This window comes from Alteromonas lipotrueae (genome assembly GCF_019249215.1).
In the GTDB taxonomy this organism is placed as follows: Bacteria; Pseudomonadota; Gammaproteobacteria; order Enterobacterales; family Alteromonadaceae; genus Alteromonas; species Alteromonas lipotrueae.
Genome location: NZ_JAESDI010000005.1, coordinates 233,427 through 250,901, shown reverse-complemented (window position 1 = coordinate 250,901; position 17,475 = coordinate 233,427). Strand labels below are relative to the sequence as shown.

Here is a 17,475-nt window from a genome sequence, read left to right as displayed (position 1 = left end):
TCTACACTCATTGATGAGGCTAATAATACTTTTGCAATTTTCTTACAGGAGATGAACCAACAGCGTCTCATTAGTTGAGTTCAATTTACCGACTTTGTCTAGCAGGTTCAAACGTATCATATCTTGGCAGCGCAGCATCTAAGTTGTCCCAGTTTGCTTTTGACGTAACAAAGTTGTGAGAGATGGGTCTTTCTGAAATATCTGAATCTACAATACCAAGCCGAATTCTCAGTTTTTCAGGATTAGCTGCATTTGAACTATAAATGGGCGATGCACAGGTAGAGCAAAAATGTCTATTTTTACCTGGTTTAAATTCGTAAGTAGCAAGTTTCTTCTGTGGGTCTATTAGGCGGAATTCGTTAGCATTGATAAAGCCATTGGTGGCATAGGCAGTACCACTATTCTTTCTACAAAGTGAGCAATGACAATGAATGATGCCATCTATCGAGCCTAAAATCTCGACGCTTATTTCGCCGCACAGACAGGTTCCGTAATACATATATACTTCCTTTTACTTAATCCCCATCTAGAATGCATGTTATCCAACCTCGGTAACTTGACACTCTGACCCCATTTTTTAGTTATTTTGTGAGATGTTACCAGCAACACCTTGTGCTACAAACGGTACTAGGTGACTGATCACCTCTTCAATATTCACATGCTTGTGAAAATCTGACTCAGCGATTTCTGTCAACGCTCGACTTGAAGCCATTGAGAAGACAAAACTACCCATTGCAAAGTGCAAGCGCCAGAAAAGCGCTTCTTCAGGTAGGTCGGGTAAGCACTGTTGAATAGCGTCAACTAAGGCTCTAATTGTTTCGCCATAATCGTTCATAATGAAACGGCGCAAATGACCTTGGGTTTCGTTATACCCTCGACCCAATAGCTGAACAAAAATGGCTGTGCCCGACGGTCTTAGCACATTGAGTTTCAACATAGGAGGAATAAGTGCATACAATAAGGTAGCAACACCTTCGCTACCGGAAGATACTTTATTGTTGGCAAGGCAGGTATTCACTTCAGGCATCAAAACATCGAAATACCTTTTTAGCACTGCCTGAATAAGGTTCTTCTTACTACCAAAGTGATAATTGACTGACGCTAGATTAACCTCGGCTCGAGTCGTAATCTCGCGCATCGATGTCTGCGTGAACCCTTGCTCTGAAAAGAGCAGTTCAGCAGCATCTAAAATATCAGCTTTAGTTTGCTTCGCCATTTTTTATTTTTCTTTAACCTAAGTCTCATCACGCCCGTTCCTTCATGTAAAAACGACTCGGAACGGGGCAAAAAGGTTACACATAACCACAAGAGAATGCTGTAACCTATTATTTTATATTAATTATTATTAAAACCAGTGCCTTGCTTTGTTCCAAGTCTGCATGACTACCCGTTCTGCAACAGCTGCAACCGACAGCCCTAGTTTTTCTGCCACATTCTTTTTCAACGAGTACTTAACCTTAAATATTTCGCGCTCTGGGAAGTGCGATAAAATGTAATCGTCTGAGGTTGAAAGCGCATCTACCAAACCTAGTTCTTTTGCTTTAACACCAGGCCAATATTCACCCGTTGCCACTTTCTCAATGTTCATTTCAGGGCGCTGACTATGAACGAAGTCTTTAAACAACGTGTGAATTTCTTCAATTTCTTCTTTAAATTTTGCACGTCCTTCGTCATTATTTTCGCCAAACACGGTAAGCGTTCGCTTGTATTCACCTGCCGTATGTTGCTCAAATTCCACATCGTTCTTCTTCAATAATTTATTGAAGTTTGGCAATTGCGCTAACACACCAATTGAACCAATGTACGCAAATTGAGACGCTAACAATTTATCTGCCACACAAGCCATCATGTAACCGCCACTTGCCGCTACTTTGTCTACCGCGATGGTTAATGTAAGGCCTTTTTCTTTGATGCGTTGTAACTGGGAAGCCGCTAATCCGTAACCATGTACCACGCCACCGCCACTTTCTAAGCGAACAAGTACTTCATCTTTTTTGTTGGCTACACATAAAATAGCGGTAATCTCTTCACGTAAGTGCTCAACCTCATTAGCATCCATAGAGCCTTTAAAATCAATCACAAATAACCGAGATTTTTCTTCTTCATCGCTAGCTTTTTTACTTTTGCTTTTGGCCTTATCTTCTTTCTTCTGCTTTTTAGCTAGTTGCTTCAATGCTGCTTTGTCGAGCAACACTTGCTTCGCATAATGGGTAATGTCCTTTAGTTGCTCTGACAGTGAGATTATTTCTAACTGACCTTTACCTTGTTTCTGCTTACTTGCAACGCCAACGATGGTCGATACCACGATAATAAACGCGATAACCAAGGTAACGGCCTTAGCCACAAATAAACCGTATTCGTACAAAAACTCCAAACCTATCTCCTAGTACAAAATAAAAGGGTCTGTTCTCAGACCCTTCATAACGACCTTATTGTCCGAATTAGAACTAACATTAAGGCGACTTTATATAATGGCGCCTATAATAGCAGTCTAATTTTCCTCTGACGATAGGGTTAATGTACTGATTGTATTTGCAGATATTTCTTCGTCGGTAAAATACAAATCACGTAACGTGGGTTGAGACGAATAAAGTTCAGTTTGATCAGTTGAATGTTCACTGCCATAAGCCCTAGATTGAGAGTATGAAAGAAGTCCCCTTCCTTTTGGCCCGTCTTCAGTAAAGTTAATGACCATCATCCAACTGCTACCATAATTTATATGATAGCCCTCTGCTTCTGCGCTCATAATGGTATTGCTGTTAAGCGGTGCATAGGTATGTCTTGGCAGTAAAGTTCCATTGTTGTTAGGCACAATACTAAAGACATTAAAACCACCTTCGATGTTATGTGCACCAGCCCATGGAAGTTTTACACCCGATGCCGTGCCATTTGGCAGGCTTCGCTCTACAAATTGTACTTCACCTAAGGTTGCATCAAGCGCTACACCGGCTTGGTTAACAACCTGAACTGCTGCAGCAAATTGATTAATTGTGGTGTCATTCTGCAATAAACCACTTGGCGTGGTAACAGGGTTATCAACAGAAAACGGTGTTTCCCACTGGGGATCCCTGTCAAATTGAAACGCAAACTCTCTAAATACGTGCGCCCCAACACTGTCTTTGTTCATGGTGCCATCCCACGAGGCCAATGCTGCACAGCCAGCGGAGATATCCACGTTTTCACCATTTACCGTAACAGGATCACTACCTTGGGCTGTACAAGCTTGAAGTAAGCTAGGCAACACCATATCGGCCAGCATGCTTCGGTTGTTAAGTAGCAAGGTTTCCACTTCGTCAGGCGTAAATGTGTTGTCACTACCTGCTTCAGATTCTATAAATTGCTGAGCTAAGCGTGATCGCAGACTTTGTTGATTTTCCACATTGCCATAAAGTGGCGAAACTCCCGTGATAGGTGACGATAAATTTGTTAACCAAAAGCTGTTGTTTGAGTTTTGAACTGAATCTGTTCCCTCATATTTTGGTGCTTCCTCGTAAGGTACAGGTCCATCGAAATCAAACGCAGAGGCAAAACCGGGTAGAACAGTAAAACCCGCTGCTATTTTAGTTTGTACTAAAACAGGATTAGTGGTTAATTCTGAAATGGCGGTTTCAGTTAAGTTAGGGACGGTAGAATCGTCAATATAAAATACCTGACCGTCCGCTGAAGCAGACATGGTATTGTTAAAAATAACACCATCATAGTCTTTGAAGGCTTGTTTGAACTCCTCCATAGAGCCCGCCATATTCATCGCTAGCCAGTGATCAACAACATCCAAATTCGGCAAATTTGCATCTTTAATGGCAAACGCATTAGTGTCCGTCCACTCAAAATTACCCGGCACTTCAATCATAGGCCCGTAATTTGTGTAATAGGCTGTTTTGTTGAGCATGATGGTTTGGCCTGGTGCCACCGCTACCTCAATCTGCATTGGCTTCTCGTAAATGGTCCGTTTACTACCATCAACCCTATGAGTAAGGCCCGTATCATCATCTTCATCTAACGTTAATTGATAAACGACAAAGTGCTCAGCTGTAGAAAAGGTGTGTGTCCACGCAACGTTTTCGTTGAAGCCTATATTCACCGCACCTGGTAACCCCGTCAAAGAGCCACCTATTACGTTTAAATAACCTGGTATTTGCGTATGGAACTGCCAAAAACGTAAATTCCCTGTGTGAGGAAAATGGGGGTTCCCTAAAACCATTCCCATACCGTTAGTGGTTTTATCGCTCCCTAGTCCCCAGCCATTTGACCCCATGTCTTGTGGATTTTTTTCCGGCAGTACTACGGTAGGGTTAATGTTAAACGGCACAGCGTTTACTTGCGTATTGGCCGCCATGGCAGTAGGTGATGCCGCTGCCTTTTGTGAAACGGTGCTCGTGCTTGCCGCAGGTGTAGGTAAGTAACTTTCCCCTTCAGGCGCAGCTAAAAACATTGGGCCTAAAAAGTTAGCAGCACCTGGTAATAACGCAACACCCAGTGAGTACGTTAATAAATCAGTACTGTCGATATCATTTACCCAAGGCTGCCCAGCACACGACTGATCTTGGTCAGCCACAGGCGTGTCCGCTAAGTAACGATTGTAACCTGCAGTATAACCTTGAAACATGGCTCTTGAGTTTGCTGACATGCGCGCCAAATTCTCTTCAGCCAACGCACGAATACCCAATGTTAAAAAGCCGAAATCATTAATAAGGTGCTCTGAATCACCACTGCCCGGTTGGTTGTCAGGACCGAAGTATTTCGAGCGCTCAGAATTATATTTAATAATTTGATCTGCCAAAATACATAAATTATCTTTAGCAAACGCATAACCCACCCCGTAGGCCATACTTTCTAGATTATCCGCTTTAACGTGAGGCACACCGTAAGTTGTCCACGTTATGTCAGCCGTTAATACACCATCTGTATCAAAAGCGGGTACCGGTGCTGGTGTAGGTTCAACGGGAGTTGGCTCAGGAGTGGTTGGCGTTTGCACGTTATCAAAATTATTATCGTTCCCTCCACAACCTATTAGTGTGGCAGCAATAGAGGCTGCGAGAAGTGTACGATATGGCAATATACGTTTCTTTGGTATGTTCACAAACTGTCCCTTATTGTTGTAATACTCGAAATCAAGATCCTGTATCCTTCTTTCTTCAACAGATCCGACCAATTAACACTACATTAACAATAAGAAACATTCAAACAACATTTTGATTTTTAGCTTAAATAAGCAAAAAAAAGACCGACATAAGTCGGCCTTTTCATGTTTATGAATCAACTAGTTACATATCACTAATTTGATACAACAGTCTCATCAGTAATGGGTAAAACCGTAGCGTCAGAAGAGATATAACCTGCTACTTCTCGTTGCATTTCAGCCGTAACTGCCGTGCTCGCTGCTGGGCTTAAACTTGATGCATGCGCACCACTGTTAAATAAAACCAAGCCGCTTAATGCATCGGTACCCGATTGGGTAGTCGTCACCTGATTTAAACCAATGGTATTGGCAAGCGCTAACTGACCAGACAATGGCAAAGATGTACTTACTGGTATGACTTGGTCTGGTAAGTTTTCTTCCCCGCCGTCACCTACCACTGTCATCATGTGTACTGGTGTAGTTTCACCAAGCGTAGTGGCATAGTTAGTTGGGTCACCAGCGTCCATAACCGTTTGTGCAGCAAATGCGAATTCAGCAAATACCGCATTAACTTCTGCAGCTTGTTCATCGCTTAAGGCATCCATAAATGCGCTTACCGCACCCACTAACTGTGCTTCTGAAACATCAGTTGTGCCATAAAGCTGAGTTAACAAGGCAACAAAATCTTCAGACGACTGAGATAACAGCAATCCTTTGATAAGCGGACCAAAGGTAGCAGACTCAAGTAAGAACTGAGCTGCACCGCCTCCAGGAGACTCTAACGAGGCTTGTTTAACAGCATACATGCCGTCTAACGCGCCTAATGTCTCTCCCATGCTGGTGTTAGCCACTGCGGCAAAGTTACCGCCCGTAATAGCGCCTAATGATACACCCATGATAGATACACGAGACATATCAAATGACACGTTTTGGGTTGCAGTAGCATCAACTACCGCGTTCAAACCTAAACGTAGGCCCAATAAATCAGACACGCTTTGACGCAGGTTATCACGCGCAGTTGGCAAGCTTGCCAAGTTCATGTAATGAGTAGCGCTTACGGTTGTAGCATTGATGTCATCAGTGCCGTCGCCGTCTAAATCATAACCACGAGTACCGTGAAGTGGTTGGTCGATAGCCACTGAAGCAATACCTGCCAACGACAAAGTCCCCGTAATGGCTAGCATATCTTCTTTCTTACTCGTAATACCATGCGCTAAAATCACTACAGGCCAACCCGCTTCTGGCATACTGACAGAGAAGCCAAGTGCACCAGCAATCGCTGGGTCTGGAATTGTCACCTGCACATCTAACGTCTCTTCACCCATGTTTCCGCCAGTCATCTGAGGAAATGGGTTAAACTTAGTGATATTACGGGCGTTATCTAGCATTTCGCCATTAACACGTAAATCAGATAAGCCTAAACTTGAACACGTTTCGAAGTTTGGACCAGGTGTGGCACTAGCGAGTACTTCATCAGAAGCCGTTGCTAACACAATACCGCTGTCGCAGGCTGCTTGCCAAAATTCATTAACTGGCGCTGTTGGGTTTTCTGCGCTTGGAACACCTAGGAAATAAGGAAGCGACACGCTACCCTCATAGCGTTGTGCTGCACAAAACGGACCCGCTTCGGCAAGTATGCCAGTAGACACAGCCACAGCGAAATCGTTAACCGCACCCCATTGGGCAGATAACTGACCAGACACGGTACCCGCTAACCCAGCACACGTTTCAAGGGCACTGAAGTCAGTGGCTTCAATAACAGGTACTAAGGCTGCTGCCTCTGCTGGTAAGTTATCTATTCCGACTGAGACCGCACCAGCGACTACTTCTTCGGTGACTAAATTTAATGCTTCCATAGCCGTAGGTGCACTATCAACGTCTCCTACTACAATAACAGGAAGTGCTTCACCCGCGGTTGGGTCTCCAGCAGCAGCGCGTGCTGCAAACTCACCTACCATTACTTTTTTGATGGTATCGAGTGAATTCGCAATTGATTGTGTGGTGAATGCAGAAACATAGGTGATATCTTCACGCTCATAACCTGCACCAATCACTGGGTTTACCAGTGAGTTCACAATGCCTTGAAGCAATAATTGATCATCACTTGATAATGGCAGTGTATTGATATCTTGTCGTGTTGAATCCCACGATGTAGAGCCTTGTACAGACTTACCAGACGAATCTTTCAACGCGGTGGTCATTACCAACATGTGACCTTGAGCCGGCTTCAGTGGCTTTAATGGCACAAAGGTAATTGTTGATTCATCAGCAAGAGAAAGCACATAATCTTCGCCGTAAACCAACTGATCGCCAAGCTTACAACCCGCAGAAGGCGTCGTGATTTGCGCGCAATCTGGATCGTTTAAATCCAACCCTAGGGTTGCTTCAAACATCAACACGCCAGCCGCCAAGGTAGACGCGTCAAGTGAAACACCTGCCGGCGTCTCTACCGATATAGCAAATGGATGCTGTGTTGACCATCCGTCTAGTACATTAAGTGCGTTTTGTGGGTCAGCAAAGTTAGTTGGATCGTCTACCGGAATGTTAAGGGTATAATCGAAAAAGCCGTCATCCCCTGGTAGCATTAGAAGATCATTAGGTATATTTAAATCGCCACTAGCGGGATCAAACACGATACGTGAAAATGGTGTTTGGACCTCTGTCTCGGCCTGAATATCGGACAGGGTATCATCGGAGCCGCCACAGCCTGTTAGACCCAGCGCAAGGGCCACACTGGAACTTAATATGAGTTTTCTCATTCTTACTCCCTACAAGCATTGTTGTTATTCTGTGTATCTAAAACTCGCATTGCTTGTAAGCTGGCACCTTTAACGCCTTGTTCTTACTGCAAACTCACCGAGCTTCAAACATGTTAGACCAGTTGTATCTCCCTCAATCTTATTAACTTTGTTGCAACTTTGCAAAGTTTTGTTAACGCTAAACGTTATTTTTTTTTACGTTTGGTGTTTTTATACTTCGAAAGTTTTACTTATTGCGTAGTGTGAGTATCATCTGCACCTATATAATTTGAACCTATTGCGCAGATAACTATATGCGAATTTATTAAGGATACTGATGAACGATTATCAAGCCCCTGCCGATTTATTAAAGGGTAAAGTCATTCTTATCACAGGTGCTGGCGATGGCATCGGTGCTCAAGCAGCGCGGACTTACGCAAAACATGGTGCCACCTGTATTTTATTAGGCAGAACCGTCTCTAAGCTAGAAGCCGTTTACGACGAAATCGTAAATGCTGGGAGTGCTGAACCTGCAATAGTACCGCTAGATATAAAAGGCGCAACACCGTCACACTATCAACAAATGACGCAAACCATTATAGACCAATTCGGTAAGTTAGATGGTGTGTTACACAACGCTTCTGTGCTTGGGCATTTAAGTTCTTTTAAAGATATTGAGCAACAAGAATGGCTTGATGTGATGCAAACCAACGTAAATGGTACGGTTTTCTTAACGCAGGCGCTAATCCCTGCCCTAGAAAAAGCTGACAATGCATCGGTTATTTTTACTACCTCTAGCGTTGGGCGAAAAGGTCGCGCGTTTTGGGGGACTTATGCGGTATCGAAGTTCGCTACAGAAGGTGTCATGCAGACGTTATCTGACGAGTATCAAAATAAGTCGCTACGCTTTAACTGTATTAACCCAGGTGGCACACGCACCAATATGCGCGCGCAGGCTTTTCCTGCTGAAAACCCTGATACATTGAAAACACCTGCTGACATCATGCCTATGTATCTTTACCTCATGGGTAACGACAGTATTGATGTGAATGGTCAATCTCTTGATTGCCAACCTAAGCGCTAAAAGTGACTACCAACACATAGCCATAGAAAAAGCCGCGTAAACGCGGCTTTATAATAGTGATACTTTATGTTTTCTTGATGGCGTGGCTTAGTCGCCTATTTTAGCCCACGTATCACGTAACCCTACCGTGCGGTTAAATACAGGCTTATCGTCTGTACTGTCTGCATCTAAACAAAAATAACCAGTACGCTCAAACTGCCATGCACCTGCTTCAGGCGCACGACTGGCAAGCCCAGCTTCAGCCCAGCCAGTCAGAACCGTTAATGACTCTGGGTTTATCACATCAGTAAAGTTCTCTTCAGCGGCGGGGTTAGGCACGTTGAACAAACGATCGTACAACCTAAACTCAGCTTGCTGCGCTGTTCCTGCGTCAACCCAATGGATAACGCCTTTAACCTTGCGGCCATCAGCCGGGTCTTTACCTAGCGTGTCAGCATCATAGGTACAGTAAACCGTGGTTACGTTACCTTCTGCGTCTTTTTCAACACGGTTAGCTTTAACCACATACGCATTACGTAAGCGCACTTCTTTATCTAGCACTAAACGCTTGAACTTTTTGTTTGCTGACTCGCGAAAATCTTCTGCTTCAATCCAAATTTCACGACCGAAACTAATTTCGCGTGTGCCCATAGCCTCATCACTAGGATGATTTGGCGCTATTAAAATTTCACTGTCGTTTTCTGGGTAATTTTCAATCACTAATTTAATAGGATCGAGAACTGCCATCGCACGAGGTGCGTTCACGTTTAAGTCTTCACGAACACACGCTTCTAGCATGGACATTTCTACCATGTTGTCCATTTTAGTCACGCCAATACGCTTGCAAAATTCACGTACTGAACCCGCGGTATAACCACGACGACGTAAGCCTGCCACAGTCGGCATGCGAGGGTCGTCCCACCCGCTCACGTGATTTTCTTCAACCAGCTGAATTAATCGACGTTTGCTCAATACGGTGTATTCAAGGTTAAGACGTGAAAACTCATACTGACGTGGTGTGCTGTCAATAGTAATATTTTCAATCACCCAATCATACAAACGGCGGTTGTCTTGGAACTCCAAAGTACACAAGGAATGGGTAATACCTTCAATCGCATCCGAAATACAGTGCGTAAAGTCGTACATGGGGTACACACACCATTTGTCACCCGTTTGATGATGGTGGGCGTGTTTAACACGGTAAATTACCGGGTCACGCATGCACATAAAAGGTGAAGCCATATCTATTTTGGCGCGAAGGCTACACTCACCCTCTTTATATTCGCCCGCTGTCATCTTAGCGAATTCACGCTGATTGGTTTCAACGTCGGTATCACGGTATGGGCTGTTCTTACCTGGCGCAGTCAATGTGCCACGTAGTTCGCGCATCACGTCTTGAGTAGAAAAGTCGACATAAGCTAGGCCTTTGTCGATTAATTCATTCGCAAAACCATGAAGCTGATCGAAATAATTTGAAGAGTAACGCTCTTCACCATCCCACTCAAAACCCAACCATTTAACGTCTTCTTTGATAGAGTTAACGAAAGTAATGTCTTCTTTTGCTGGATTTGTGTCGTCGAAGCGCAGATTACAAGAACCTGAGTAATCTTGAGCAACACCAAAATTTAGGCAAATAGACTTTGCATGACCAATATGCAAAAAGCCATTTGGCTCCGGCGGGAACCGAGTTTTAATACTCTCGTGCACACCATTGGCAAGGTCTTTGTCGATGATCTGACGGATAAAGTTGGTCGGACGGTGCTCAGTCTCGGCCATTCGCGTGTTCCCCTTAGCGTTTGAATTAACGTTTAAAAATAATCTTAACGTTTAAAATTAATTAATATTGTGGATTAGTATAACACTGACCTAAAACTGACAACCACGTTTTATTACACCTAGCCTTACAAGTGATTAGTTTTAACGCGATGAAACGTTTTTTTACTGTTTCTTGTATTAAAAAAAGGCGTGTGACTAGCAAATAAAGCGTGGTTAGAGGAAAGTATGGTATCTTTCTTCTTGTCGACAACTCGGTCGTAGCAGACAAACATGGTGCCCATGAAAGAAAAAGCAACCTCTTTTGATATTGCACATTTGGCAGGCGTTTCTCAATCAACAGTATCAAGAGCACTGAATAACAGCCCCTTGGTAAATCAAGAAACCCGTGATCGGGTTCAGCGCATTGCTCGCGAACTTAATTATAAAGTTGATAAGAATGCCAGTAATCTACGCAAGCAAAAAAGTAGCACCATTGCACTTTTGTTGTTTGAAGATCCCACCTCAGATGATTCAATGATTAACCCTTTCTTCCTCGCCATGTTAGGAAGTATTACCCGTGCCTGTGCGGCTGCGGGTTACGACTTGCTGGTGTCGTTCCAAAACTTGGAAGATGACTGGCATGCAGAATATGAAGACTCAAATAAAGCAGATGGCATAATTTTATTGGGTTACGGTGATTACACCGATTATCGCAGTAAAGTGGCACAACTTGAGTCACAAGGCACACATTTCGTTCGTTGGGGCGCACCCGATGCCGCTCATCCAGGTGTGAGTGTTGGCTGTGATAATTTTCAAGGTGGTTACAGCATTACCGAACACTTAATCGCCCTGGGTAGAACTCGGTTTGCGTTTATCGGCGATTCAGGCAATGAAGCCCCTGAGTTTATGGCTCGTTTTCAAGGTTATACAGAGGCGCTAACAAGCCATAATTTATACGAAAGTTCGTTGCAAAGTGATGCGGTTTCTACCGAAGAAGCTGGCTTTGATGCTATTCAAGGTATGTTGAACGATGCTAAAACTAACGAAGCAGGCTTACCTGACGCTATTGTTTGCGCATCTGATCTTATTGCTATGGGCGTTTTGAGAGCGTTAAGGCAAACAGCGCTTAAAGTGCCTGACGATATTGCAGTGGTAGGTTACGATAATATTGCTGTATCGGCCTTCACGACCCCTGCGTTAACTACCGTTCAGCAAAACACAAAGCTAGCCGGTGAATTATTGGTCAGTACGTTAATTAAAGCTATTTCAAATGAAAAGGTGGAAGATTTTCTCATGCCAGCGGAAGTCATAATTAGGCATTCATGTGGGGCAAAAACCTAGGCAGCCTAAGTCTTGGCAGCCTAAGTCTTGGCAGCCTAAGTCTTGGCTGCCTAAGTCTTGGTTGCCTAATTTAATAAGCCTGGCTAACTCGCTAGGCTAACTATCTTAGGTTAGCTATCTTGAGCTGCTTAGTTATAGAATATGCCCCGCTAAAACATGATTTACAAATAATGAAAAGGCGCTTGTTGTTATTAGTATTAAACGAGCAACAAGCGCTTTTTTATTGCGAGGTAAAATTTACTGCGCCGACATTTCCTTAATAAGCGCCGCTTCTAGGGCATCTGAATCTAACGCCCCTTCCCTAACCCATACTTGAACGCCGTTGGCGGGCACTGAGGTTGTTAACGCGTCACCGGTAACCAATTCACGTGTTTCGCCAGACAACTGCTCAGTCCATGTGCCAGCTTGCATATATTCATCAACACTGAAATCGGCAGGTTTATCGGCCTTATTGAGCAGTACCAATGCGGTTTGTTGTGCACTATCACTTTGTAAAACACGGTAAAATGTGGCTTCATGCCCGGCTAATTCAAGATTGAACTGCAAACCTCGTTGAAGTGCTGGTGTGTTTTTACGCACATTTGCAATTTTAGCCAATTCGGTGGCAATAGGATGAGACTTTGCGTTGTCTATATTATCTTGGCCAAAGTAATTGCGGTTACCTTGGTGTTCAGACGTACCACGCATAAAGCCAATTTCTGACCCTTGATACACCACAGGAATACCACGAACCGTAAACAACCAGTTATGGGCATTAATAAAACCATTGTCGGTAGCGTTAATACGCGCCATGTCATGGTTGTCATAAAAGGTAGTTAAATCATAAGGGTTATTATAAGGCCCATGGGTTAAATACAAGGTGTCGGCTAAGGTAGCGAAGTCACTTTCAAGTGGCTTTTCGAACACCTTTACCATGGCTTCTTGCATCGGGAAGTCGAGCACACTTACCGCTCCATTTTTTGGAAGTGTGTGCTGCGCAATAAAGTTCGCATCATATTGGAAGCTTTCGCCGAACATAAAGAAGTCGGGATGCTCTGCCCTCACCCGGTCAGACATTTCTCGCCAAAAGTCATGAGGTACGTGTCGAATGGTGTCGATACGAAACGCATCCGCGCCTTGTGAAATCCAGTAAAGGTAACTATTGATAAGATAATCTCTTACCTTGGGGTTTTGATCATCAAGGTTAGAGAGTTTTACCAAATCTGGGTAATCATGAAAAAATTCATGCAAGGGATTATTTTTGGGGTCTAAGTCTTCAGGGGCTAGATTCTGGTGATCAGCAACTAATTCGCCTTCTGCATTATAAATTTCACCGTATCCAGGTTGGTCAGAGGGCATGGTAAAGCTTGGCGTACCGTGGTTTGCCACAATATCAAATACCGATTTTAAACCAAAGTTTTCACGCATTTGTGTGGTGTATTGCTTCACACTTAAGTCGCTACTTATCAAATGCTCATCAGCTTTATAAAAATTAGTCGCCCAATAACCGTGGTAGCCCGTTTTGCCGCCGTCTTTAAAAGCGCCGCCATAGGTGATTTGTTCATCTCCACTAAATGATTGGTTTGGATTTTCTAGCACGGGTGTCATCCATACCGCCGTAAAACCCATATCACGAATATAGTCGCCATTGTTTAGCACCCCTTTGAGGTCGCCGCCCATATAGCCGACATAGGCTTTTTCACCGTCAGAACTTTCCATAGGTAGCTGCCAAGTCGGAAACTCCCCGCCTTGTTCTTCATGGTTATTACTGGGGTCGCCATCAACGAATCTGTCAGTCATTACAAAATAAATTGCTTCGCTGGCAAACGGTGTGGTGGTGCCTAAAACTGTGACTTGTGTATTAGCTTTATTAGTAGAAGCTGCTGAAGCTGACATGGCAGATTTAGCTTCTGCCTTGAGCTGTGGCGAATCCGTAGAAATAGACGCAGACGAATTAGCACAACCTGTTATCGTGCCTACTCCCAAAGCAAGTGTAACGGCAACGGTAAGGTTTTTTACTTTATGAATCATTATGCTAGTTCCTTATCAGCGACTTCAGCTTCTACTACGTCGTGTTCTTTTACGAAAAATACAGCGATGGCCCCCAATAACATGGACGCTCCGGCGACAACAATAATGTATTTAGCTTCGTTATCGAACACACTACTTAAAATCCAGCCTGCGGTTAAGCCAGACACTATCTGTGGTGCGGCTACCGTGAAGTTAAATATGCCCATATAAACGCCGGTTTTGTTGGCCGGTAACGCGCCCGCTAGCATGGCATAAGGCATCGCTAAAATAGCGGCCCATGCAATCCCTACCCCAATCATTGGGATAAGAAGCTTCACTGCCCCAAGGGGCACGGTAACTTCAGTAATCAATAAGTTTACATTCACCATGGTGAGGTCTTGGAAGAACAGAAAACTAACGTAGCTTAAGCCACCTAAAATTAACGCCCCAGCGTAAATAGTTTTTCTGCCAAACTTGTCGGCGAGTCGAGCGAGAAATACTGAGAAGACGGCTGCGAATACCGAATAAGCAGCAAACAATATACCCACCCAGTCACCGGCTGCGCCTTTAGCGGCTACAATAGCGTCGGGTACTTGAGCAACTGAGGCAATGTGCGCTGGATCCCACCATATTTTGTCCACTCCCCAAATGTGCTGGGTAATTGCAGGTGTGGTGTATACCCACATAATAAATAGCGCAAACCATGAGAAAAATTGCACTACGGCAAGTTGCTTCATGGTTTTAGGCATATGAACAACCAAGGAAAAAAATGCTTTCATACGCTCGATAAATGGTGCTTTTGGCGTAATTTCTGGCTTAACGTCATTTTCAGTGCTTAGGCCTTTGTATCTATTGTACTCTTCGGGCGAGTATTCCTTGGTGCGAAAAACAGTCCAGATAACCGTACCAAGCAATACCGTAGCCCCAATATAGAAAGCCCAAATAACAGACGGTGCGACTTCTCCCATTTGCGCAGTATTTTCAAGGCCAACCACGTTAGTTAACACAAAGGGCAAAATTGAACCTATTACTGCACCAATATTGATTAGCAACGATTGTATGGAATAACCAATGTTACGCTGCGACGGTGGCACCATATCCGACACTAAAGAGCGGAAAGGCTGAAAGCACACATTAAACGATGCATCCATTAGCGCGACCATCAGCGCCCCCATTAGCATCGGCGCTAGAAAGGCCACAAATAAAGGCGCATTAGGTAATAAAATCATACCTAGTACTGCAGCTACAGCACCTGCAAGAATAAAAGGTCGTCTTCGACCTAAACGGTTCCAGGTTCTGTCAGACGCTGAGCCAACAATAGGTTGTACAATTAACCCCATAATTGGCGCTACTAGCCAGAAAAGTGATAATGAATGTAGGTCTGCCCCTAGGTCGGAAAGGATTCGGCTCACATTGGCATTTTGCAGCGCAAAGCCAAATTGTACGCCAAGAAAGCCAAAACTGACGTTCCATATTTGCCAGAAAGAAAGGCGTGGTTGAGTTGCTTGCATATTTTGCTCTATTTATTGTTTTACTTAGATAATTCGCATTAATGCGCAATAAAAACGGTTGCGGACATAGCAGGTAAAGATATGGTATCAGTGGTTTTGTATGACTTACCATCGCTTACACGCGTTAACGTTTTGTGTGAAGACAGCATTTCGTCATAGGTAGTCATCGGTAAATCCACAGTCTCTTTATTTAAGATAACCATAATTTTGTCACCTTGCGTTTCATTTGGCGTTAGTGCGCTAATCTTACTATTTTTCTTGCCCTCGGGTGTTGAAATAGGTTCACGGAAAAACGTATAAACACCATCAGTTGGGGCGTAATGTTTAAGAGAGCCTTCAAATTGTAAAGGGTGTGTTTTTCGCAGTTGAAGAAGTTGTTTGATCCGTTGCTGAGCCCAACGTTCATCGGTAGTTAATCCTTTGCCAGTAAATGCATTTTTCTTACTATCAGAAGGCCAACCGCCTGGAAAGTCAGAACGAATAATGCCGTGGTCCTCACTGCCCTCGTTTTGCATGAGTATTTCGGTGCCGTAAAACACCTGAGGTATCCCACGAGTCGTAAGCAGTAACGACATCGCCATATTCCACTTTTCTACATCATGACCAAGTTGTGTATAAATTCGACTCATGTCATGGTTGTCAGGAAATATAACCAAGTTGTTCGGATCGCCGTAAAGAAAATCAGTGGCGAGTGTCTCATATATACTGATAAACCCCGAATTCCAACTTTCTTCGTTAGTCAGCGCCTTAATGACTGCTGCTTGTAGTGGAAAATCCATGACGGAAGGCAACGCGCTATCGTAGTCATCATGTCTCTTACTCCCTGCTTGCCAATAAGCTGTTATAGCAGGGTTAACTGACCATTCTTCTCCTACTATATTGAGCTTCGGGTACTCGCTGATTAGACGGTTCGTCCAATCGCTTAAAAAAGCTTTATCGGGGTACGAATACGTATCTACTCGAATCCCACTTAAATTAGCACTTTCAACCCACCAAATGGCATTTTGGATAAGATAGTTTGCAAGATGAGGATTGCGTTGATTTAAATCTGGCATGGTAGGTACAAACCAACCATCGCTAAACCCTTTGATATCACTTTTTATCGCATGAGGGTCGTGAAGTGACTCACGTTTATGCGTAGTACCAATAAACTTACTATCATTGTTTATCCAGTCACTTGAAGGGGTATCTTCCATCCATTTGTGATTGCTACCTATATGGTTGAGAACCATATCCATGATAACACCAATACCCCGTTTATTTGCTGCGTGACTTAACATCAAGAAGTCTTCGTTAGTACCATAGCGAGGGTCAATTTGGTAATAGTCTGTAGTCGAATAACCATGATAGCTATATGTATCCATAGCGTTTTCAAGAAGCGGCATGGACCACAGTTGGGTAAAACCTAACGCTTCTATGTAATCAAGATGCTGAATAATACCTTCAATGTCACCGCCATGCCGACCGCCTTTTAACGAGCGATCCGCCTTGTCGATAAATCCCTCAATATCGTCGTTGTCTTTGTCGCCATTAACAAACCTGTCTGGAGCAATCAAGTAGATAGCATCTCGCGGACCAAAACCTTTTCGTAACGCAGAACCATTCCTTCTCTTTTGCAACGAATAACTAATGTCGCGTGTAGAGCCATCAGTATCGACAAATCGGAGTTTGACATCTCCAGCTTTTGCTTTTGAAGTATCTAATGTAACGAACAAGTAGTTCGCGCTTTCAAGTGCATGCTTTTCTCGAAGCACAACGTCGCTATTAACAATTGTAACCGTATCATCAGCTATATCGTCGCCATAGATCATCAGTTCAACATTACTATCATGCATACCTACCCACCAGTTAGGTGGGTAAACGTCTAAACTACTTTCTTGTGATGAATAACAGTTAAATACGGGAAGTATTAATGCAGATGTAAAAAGTGCCATTAGAACACTTTTTCGCTTTGGAATG

The 17,475-nt window shown here is 43.7% G+C and carries 11 protein-coding genes; 2 read left to right on the top strand and 9 right to left on the bottom strand.

Translation table 11 applies throughout. The features are described 5' to 3' along the window. Positions 1 to 85: 85 nt before the first annotated feature. From JKP82_RS07460 to JKP82_RS07440, 5 genes are all read right to left on the bottom strand, one after another. A complete protein-coding gene (locus JKP82_RS07460; RefSeq protein ID WP_218396479.1) occupies positions 86 to 499 on the bottom strand; it encodes a GFA family protein in 414 nt (137 codons plus the stop codon). A 78-nt stretch (positions 500 to 577) separates the two neighbouring features. Continuing rightward, positions 578 to 1,216, bottom strand: coding sequence for a TetR/AcrR family transcriptional regulator (locus JKP82_RS07455; protein WP_208804776.1), 639 nt, complete (start codon positions 1,214 to 1,216; stop codon positions 578 to 580). A gap of 129 nt (positions 1,217 to 1,345) precedes the next feature. Continuing rightward, positions 1,346 to 2,374 carry a protease SohB gene (sohB, locus tag JKP82_RS07450; protein ID WP_159530137.1) on the bottom strand — a complete coding sequence of 343 codons (1,029 nt, stop codon included), beginning with the start codon at positions 2,372 to 2,374 and terminating at the stop codon, positions 1,346 to 1,348. A 117-nt stretch (positions 2,375 to 2,491) separates the two neighbouring features. Then, entirely contained in the window at positions 2,492 to 5,080 is a 2,589-nt protein-coding gene (locus tag JKP82_RS07445; protein WP_218396477.1) for an acylase, read from the bottom strand. A 194-nt stretch (positions 5,081 to 5,274) separates the two neighbouring features. Then, positions 5,275 to 7,878, bottom strand: coding sequence for a VolA/Pla-1 family phospholipase (locus JKP82_RS07440; protein WP_159530133.1), 2,604 nt, complete (start codon positions 7,876 to 7,878; stop codon positions 5,275 to 5,277). Between the two features lie 316 nt (positions 7,879 to 8,194). Here JKP82_RS07440 and JKP82_RS07435 point away from each other — a divergent pair, with 316 nt between their 5' ends. Next, positions 8,195 to 8,941 (top strand): YciK family oxidoreductase, encoded by a 747-nt coding sequence (locus JKP82_RS07435; protein ID WP_218396475.1) that lies wholly within the window; start codon positions 8,195 to 8,197, stop codon positions 8,939 to 8,941. A gap of 87 nt (positions 8,942 to 9,028) precedes the next feature. On the opposite strand, the gene glnS is transcribed toward JKP82_RS07435, so the two are convergent. Then, positions 9,029 to 10,696, bottom strand: coding sequence for a glutamine--tRNA ligase (gene glnS, locus JKP82_RS07430; protein ID WP_218396473.1), 1,668 nt, complete (start codon positions 10,694 to 10,696; stop codon positions 9,029 to 9,031). Between the two features lie 279 nt (positions 10,697 to 10,975). Between glnS and JKP82_RS07425 the strand changes: the two genes are divergently transcribed. Further along, a complete protein-coding gene (locus JKP82_RS07425) occupies positions 10,976 to 12,016 on the top strand; it encodes a LacI family DNA-binding transcriptional regulator (protein ID WP_218396471.1) in 1,041 nt (346 codons plus the stop codon). 237 nt (positions 12,017 to 12,253) lie between these two features. Here the strand turns inward: JKP82_RS07425 and JKP82_RS07420 are convergent, their stop codons facing one another. The 3 genes from JKP82_RS07420 to JKP82_RS07410 all read right to left on the bottom strand — a co-directional run bounded on the left by JKP82_RS07420 (position 12,254) and on the right by JKP82_RS07410 (position 17,450). Continuing rightward, positions 12,254 to 13,891, bottom strand: coding sequence for an alpha-amylase family glycosyl hydrolase (locus tag JKP82_RS07420; RefSeq protein ID WP_232370723.1), 1,638 nt, complete (start codon positions 13,889 to 13,891; stop codon positions 12,254 to 12,256). A gap of 134 nt (positions 13,892 to 14,025) precedes the next feature. Further along, positions 14,026 to 15,516 (bottom strand): MFS transporter, encoded by a 1,491-nt coding sequence (locus JKP82_RS07415; RefSeq protein ID WP_218396469.1) that lies wholly within the window; start codon positions 15,514 to 15,516, stop codon positions 14,026 to 14,028. Positions 15,517 to 15,554: 38 nt separating this feature from the next. Next, positions 15,555 to 17,450, bottom strand: coding sequence for a glycoside hydrolase family 13 protein (locus JKP82_RS07410; RefSeq protein WP_218396467.1), 1,896 nt, complete (start codon positions 17,448 to 17,450; stop codon positions 15,555 to 15,557). Between the last annotated feature and the right edge of the window lie 25 nt (positions 17,451 to 17,475).

What these genes read in the sequence shown, in the direction of transcription:
- JKP82_RS07460 (WP_218396479.1), bottom strand. Translation starts at nt 499, where the DNA reads ATGTATTACGGAACCTGTCTGTGCGGCGAAATAAGCGTCGAGATTTTA.
- JKP82_RS07455 (WP_208804776.1), bottom strand. Translation starts at nt 1,216, where the DNA reads ATGGCGAAGCAAACTAAAGCTGATATTTTAGATGCTGCTGAACTGCTC.
- JKP82_RS07440 (WP_159530133.1), bottom strand. Translation starts at nt 7,878, where the DNA reads ATGAGAAAACTCATATTAAGTTCCAGTGTGGCCCTTGCGCTGGGTCTA.
- JKP82_RS07435 (WP_218396475.1), top strand. Translation starts at nt 8,195, where the DNA reads ATGAACGATTATCAAGCCCCTGCCGATTTATTAAAGGGTAAAGTCATT.
- glnS (WP_218396473.1), bottom strand. Translation starts at nt 10,696, where the DNA reads ATGGCCGAGACTGAGCACCGTCCGACCAACTTTATCCGTCAGATCATC.
- JKP82_RS07425 (WP_218396471.1), top strand. Translation starts at nt 10,976, where the DNA reads ATGAAAGAAAAAGCAACCTCTTTTGATATTGCACATTTGGCAGGCGTT.
- JKP82_RS07420 (WP_232370723.1), bottom strand. Translation starts at nt 13,891, where the DNA reads ATGTCAGCTTCAGCAGCTTCTACTAATAAAGCTAATACACAAGTCACA.
- JKP82_RS07415 (WP_218396469.1), bottom strand. Translation starts at nt 15,516, where the DNA reads ATGCAAGCAACTCAACCACGCCTTTCTTTCTGGCAAATATGGAACGTC.
- JKP82_RS07410 (WP_218396467.1), bottom strand. Translation starts at nt 17,450, where the DNA reads ATGGCACTTTTTACATCTGCATTAATACTTCCCGTATTTAACTGTTAT.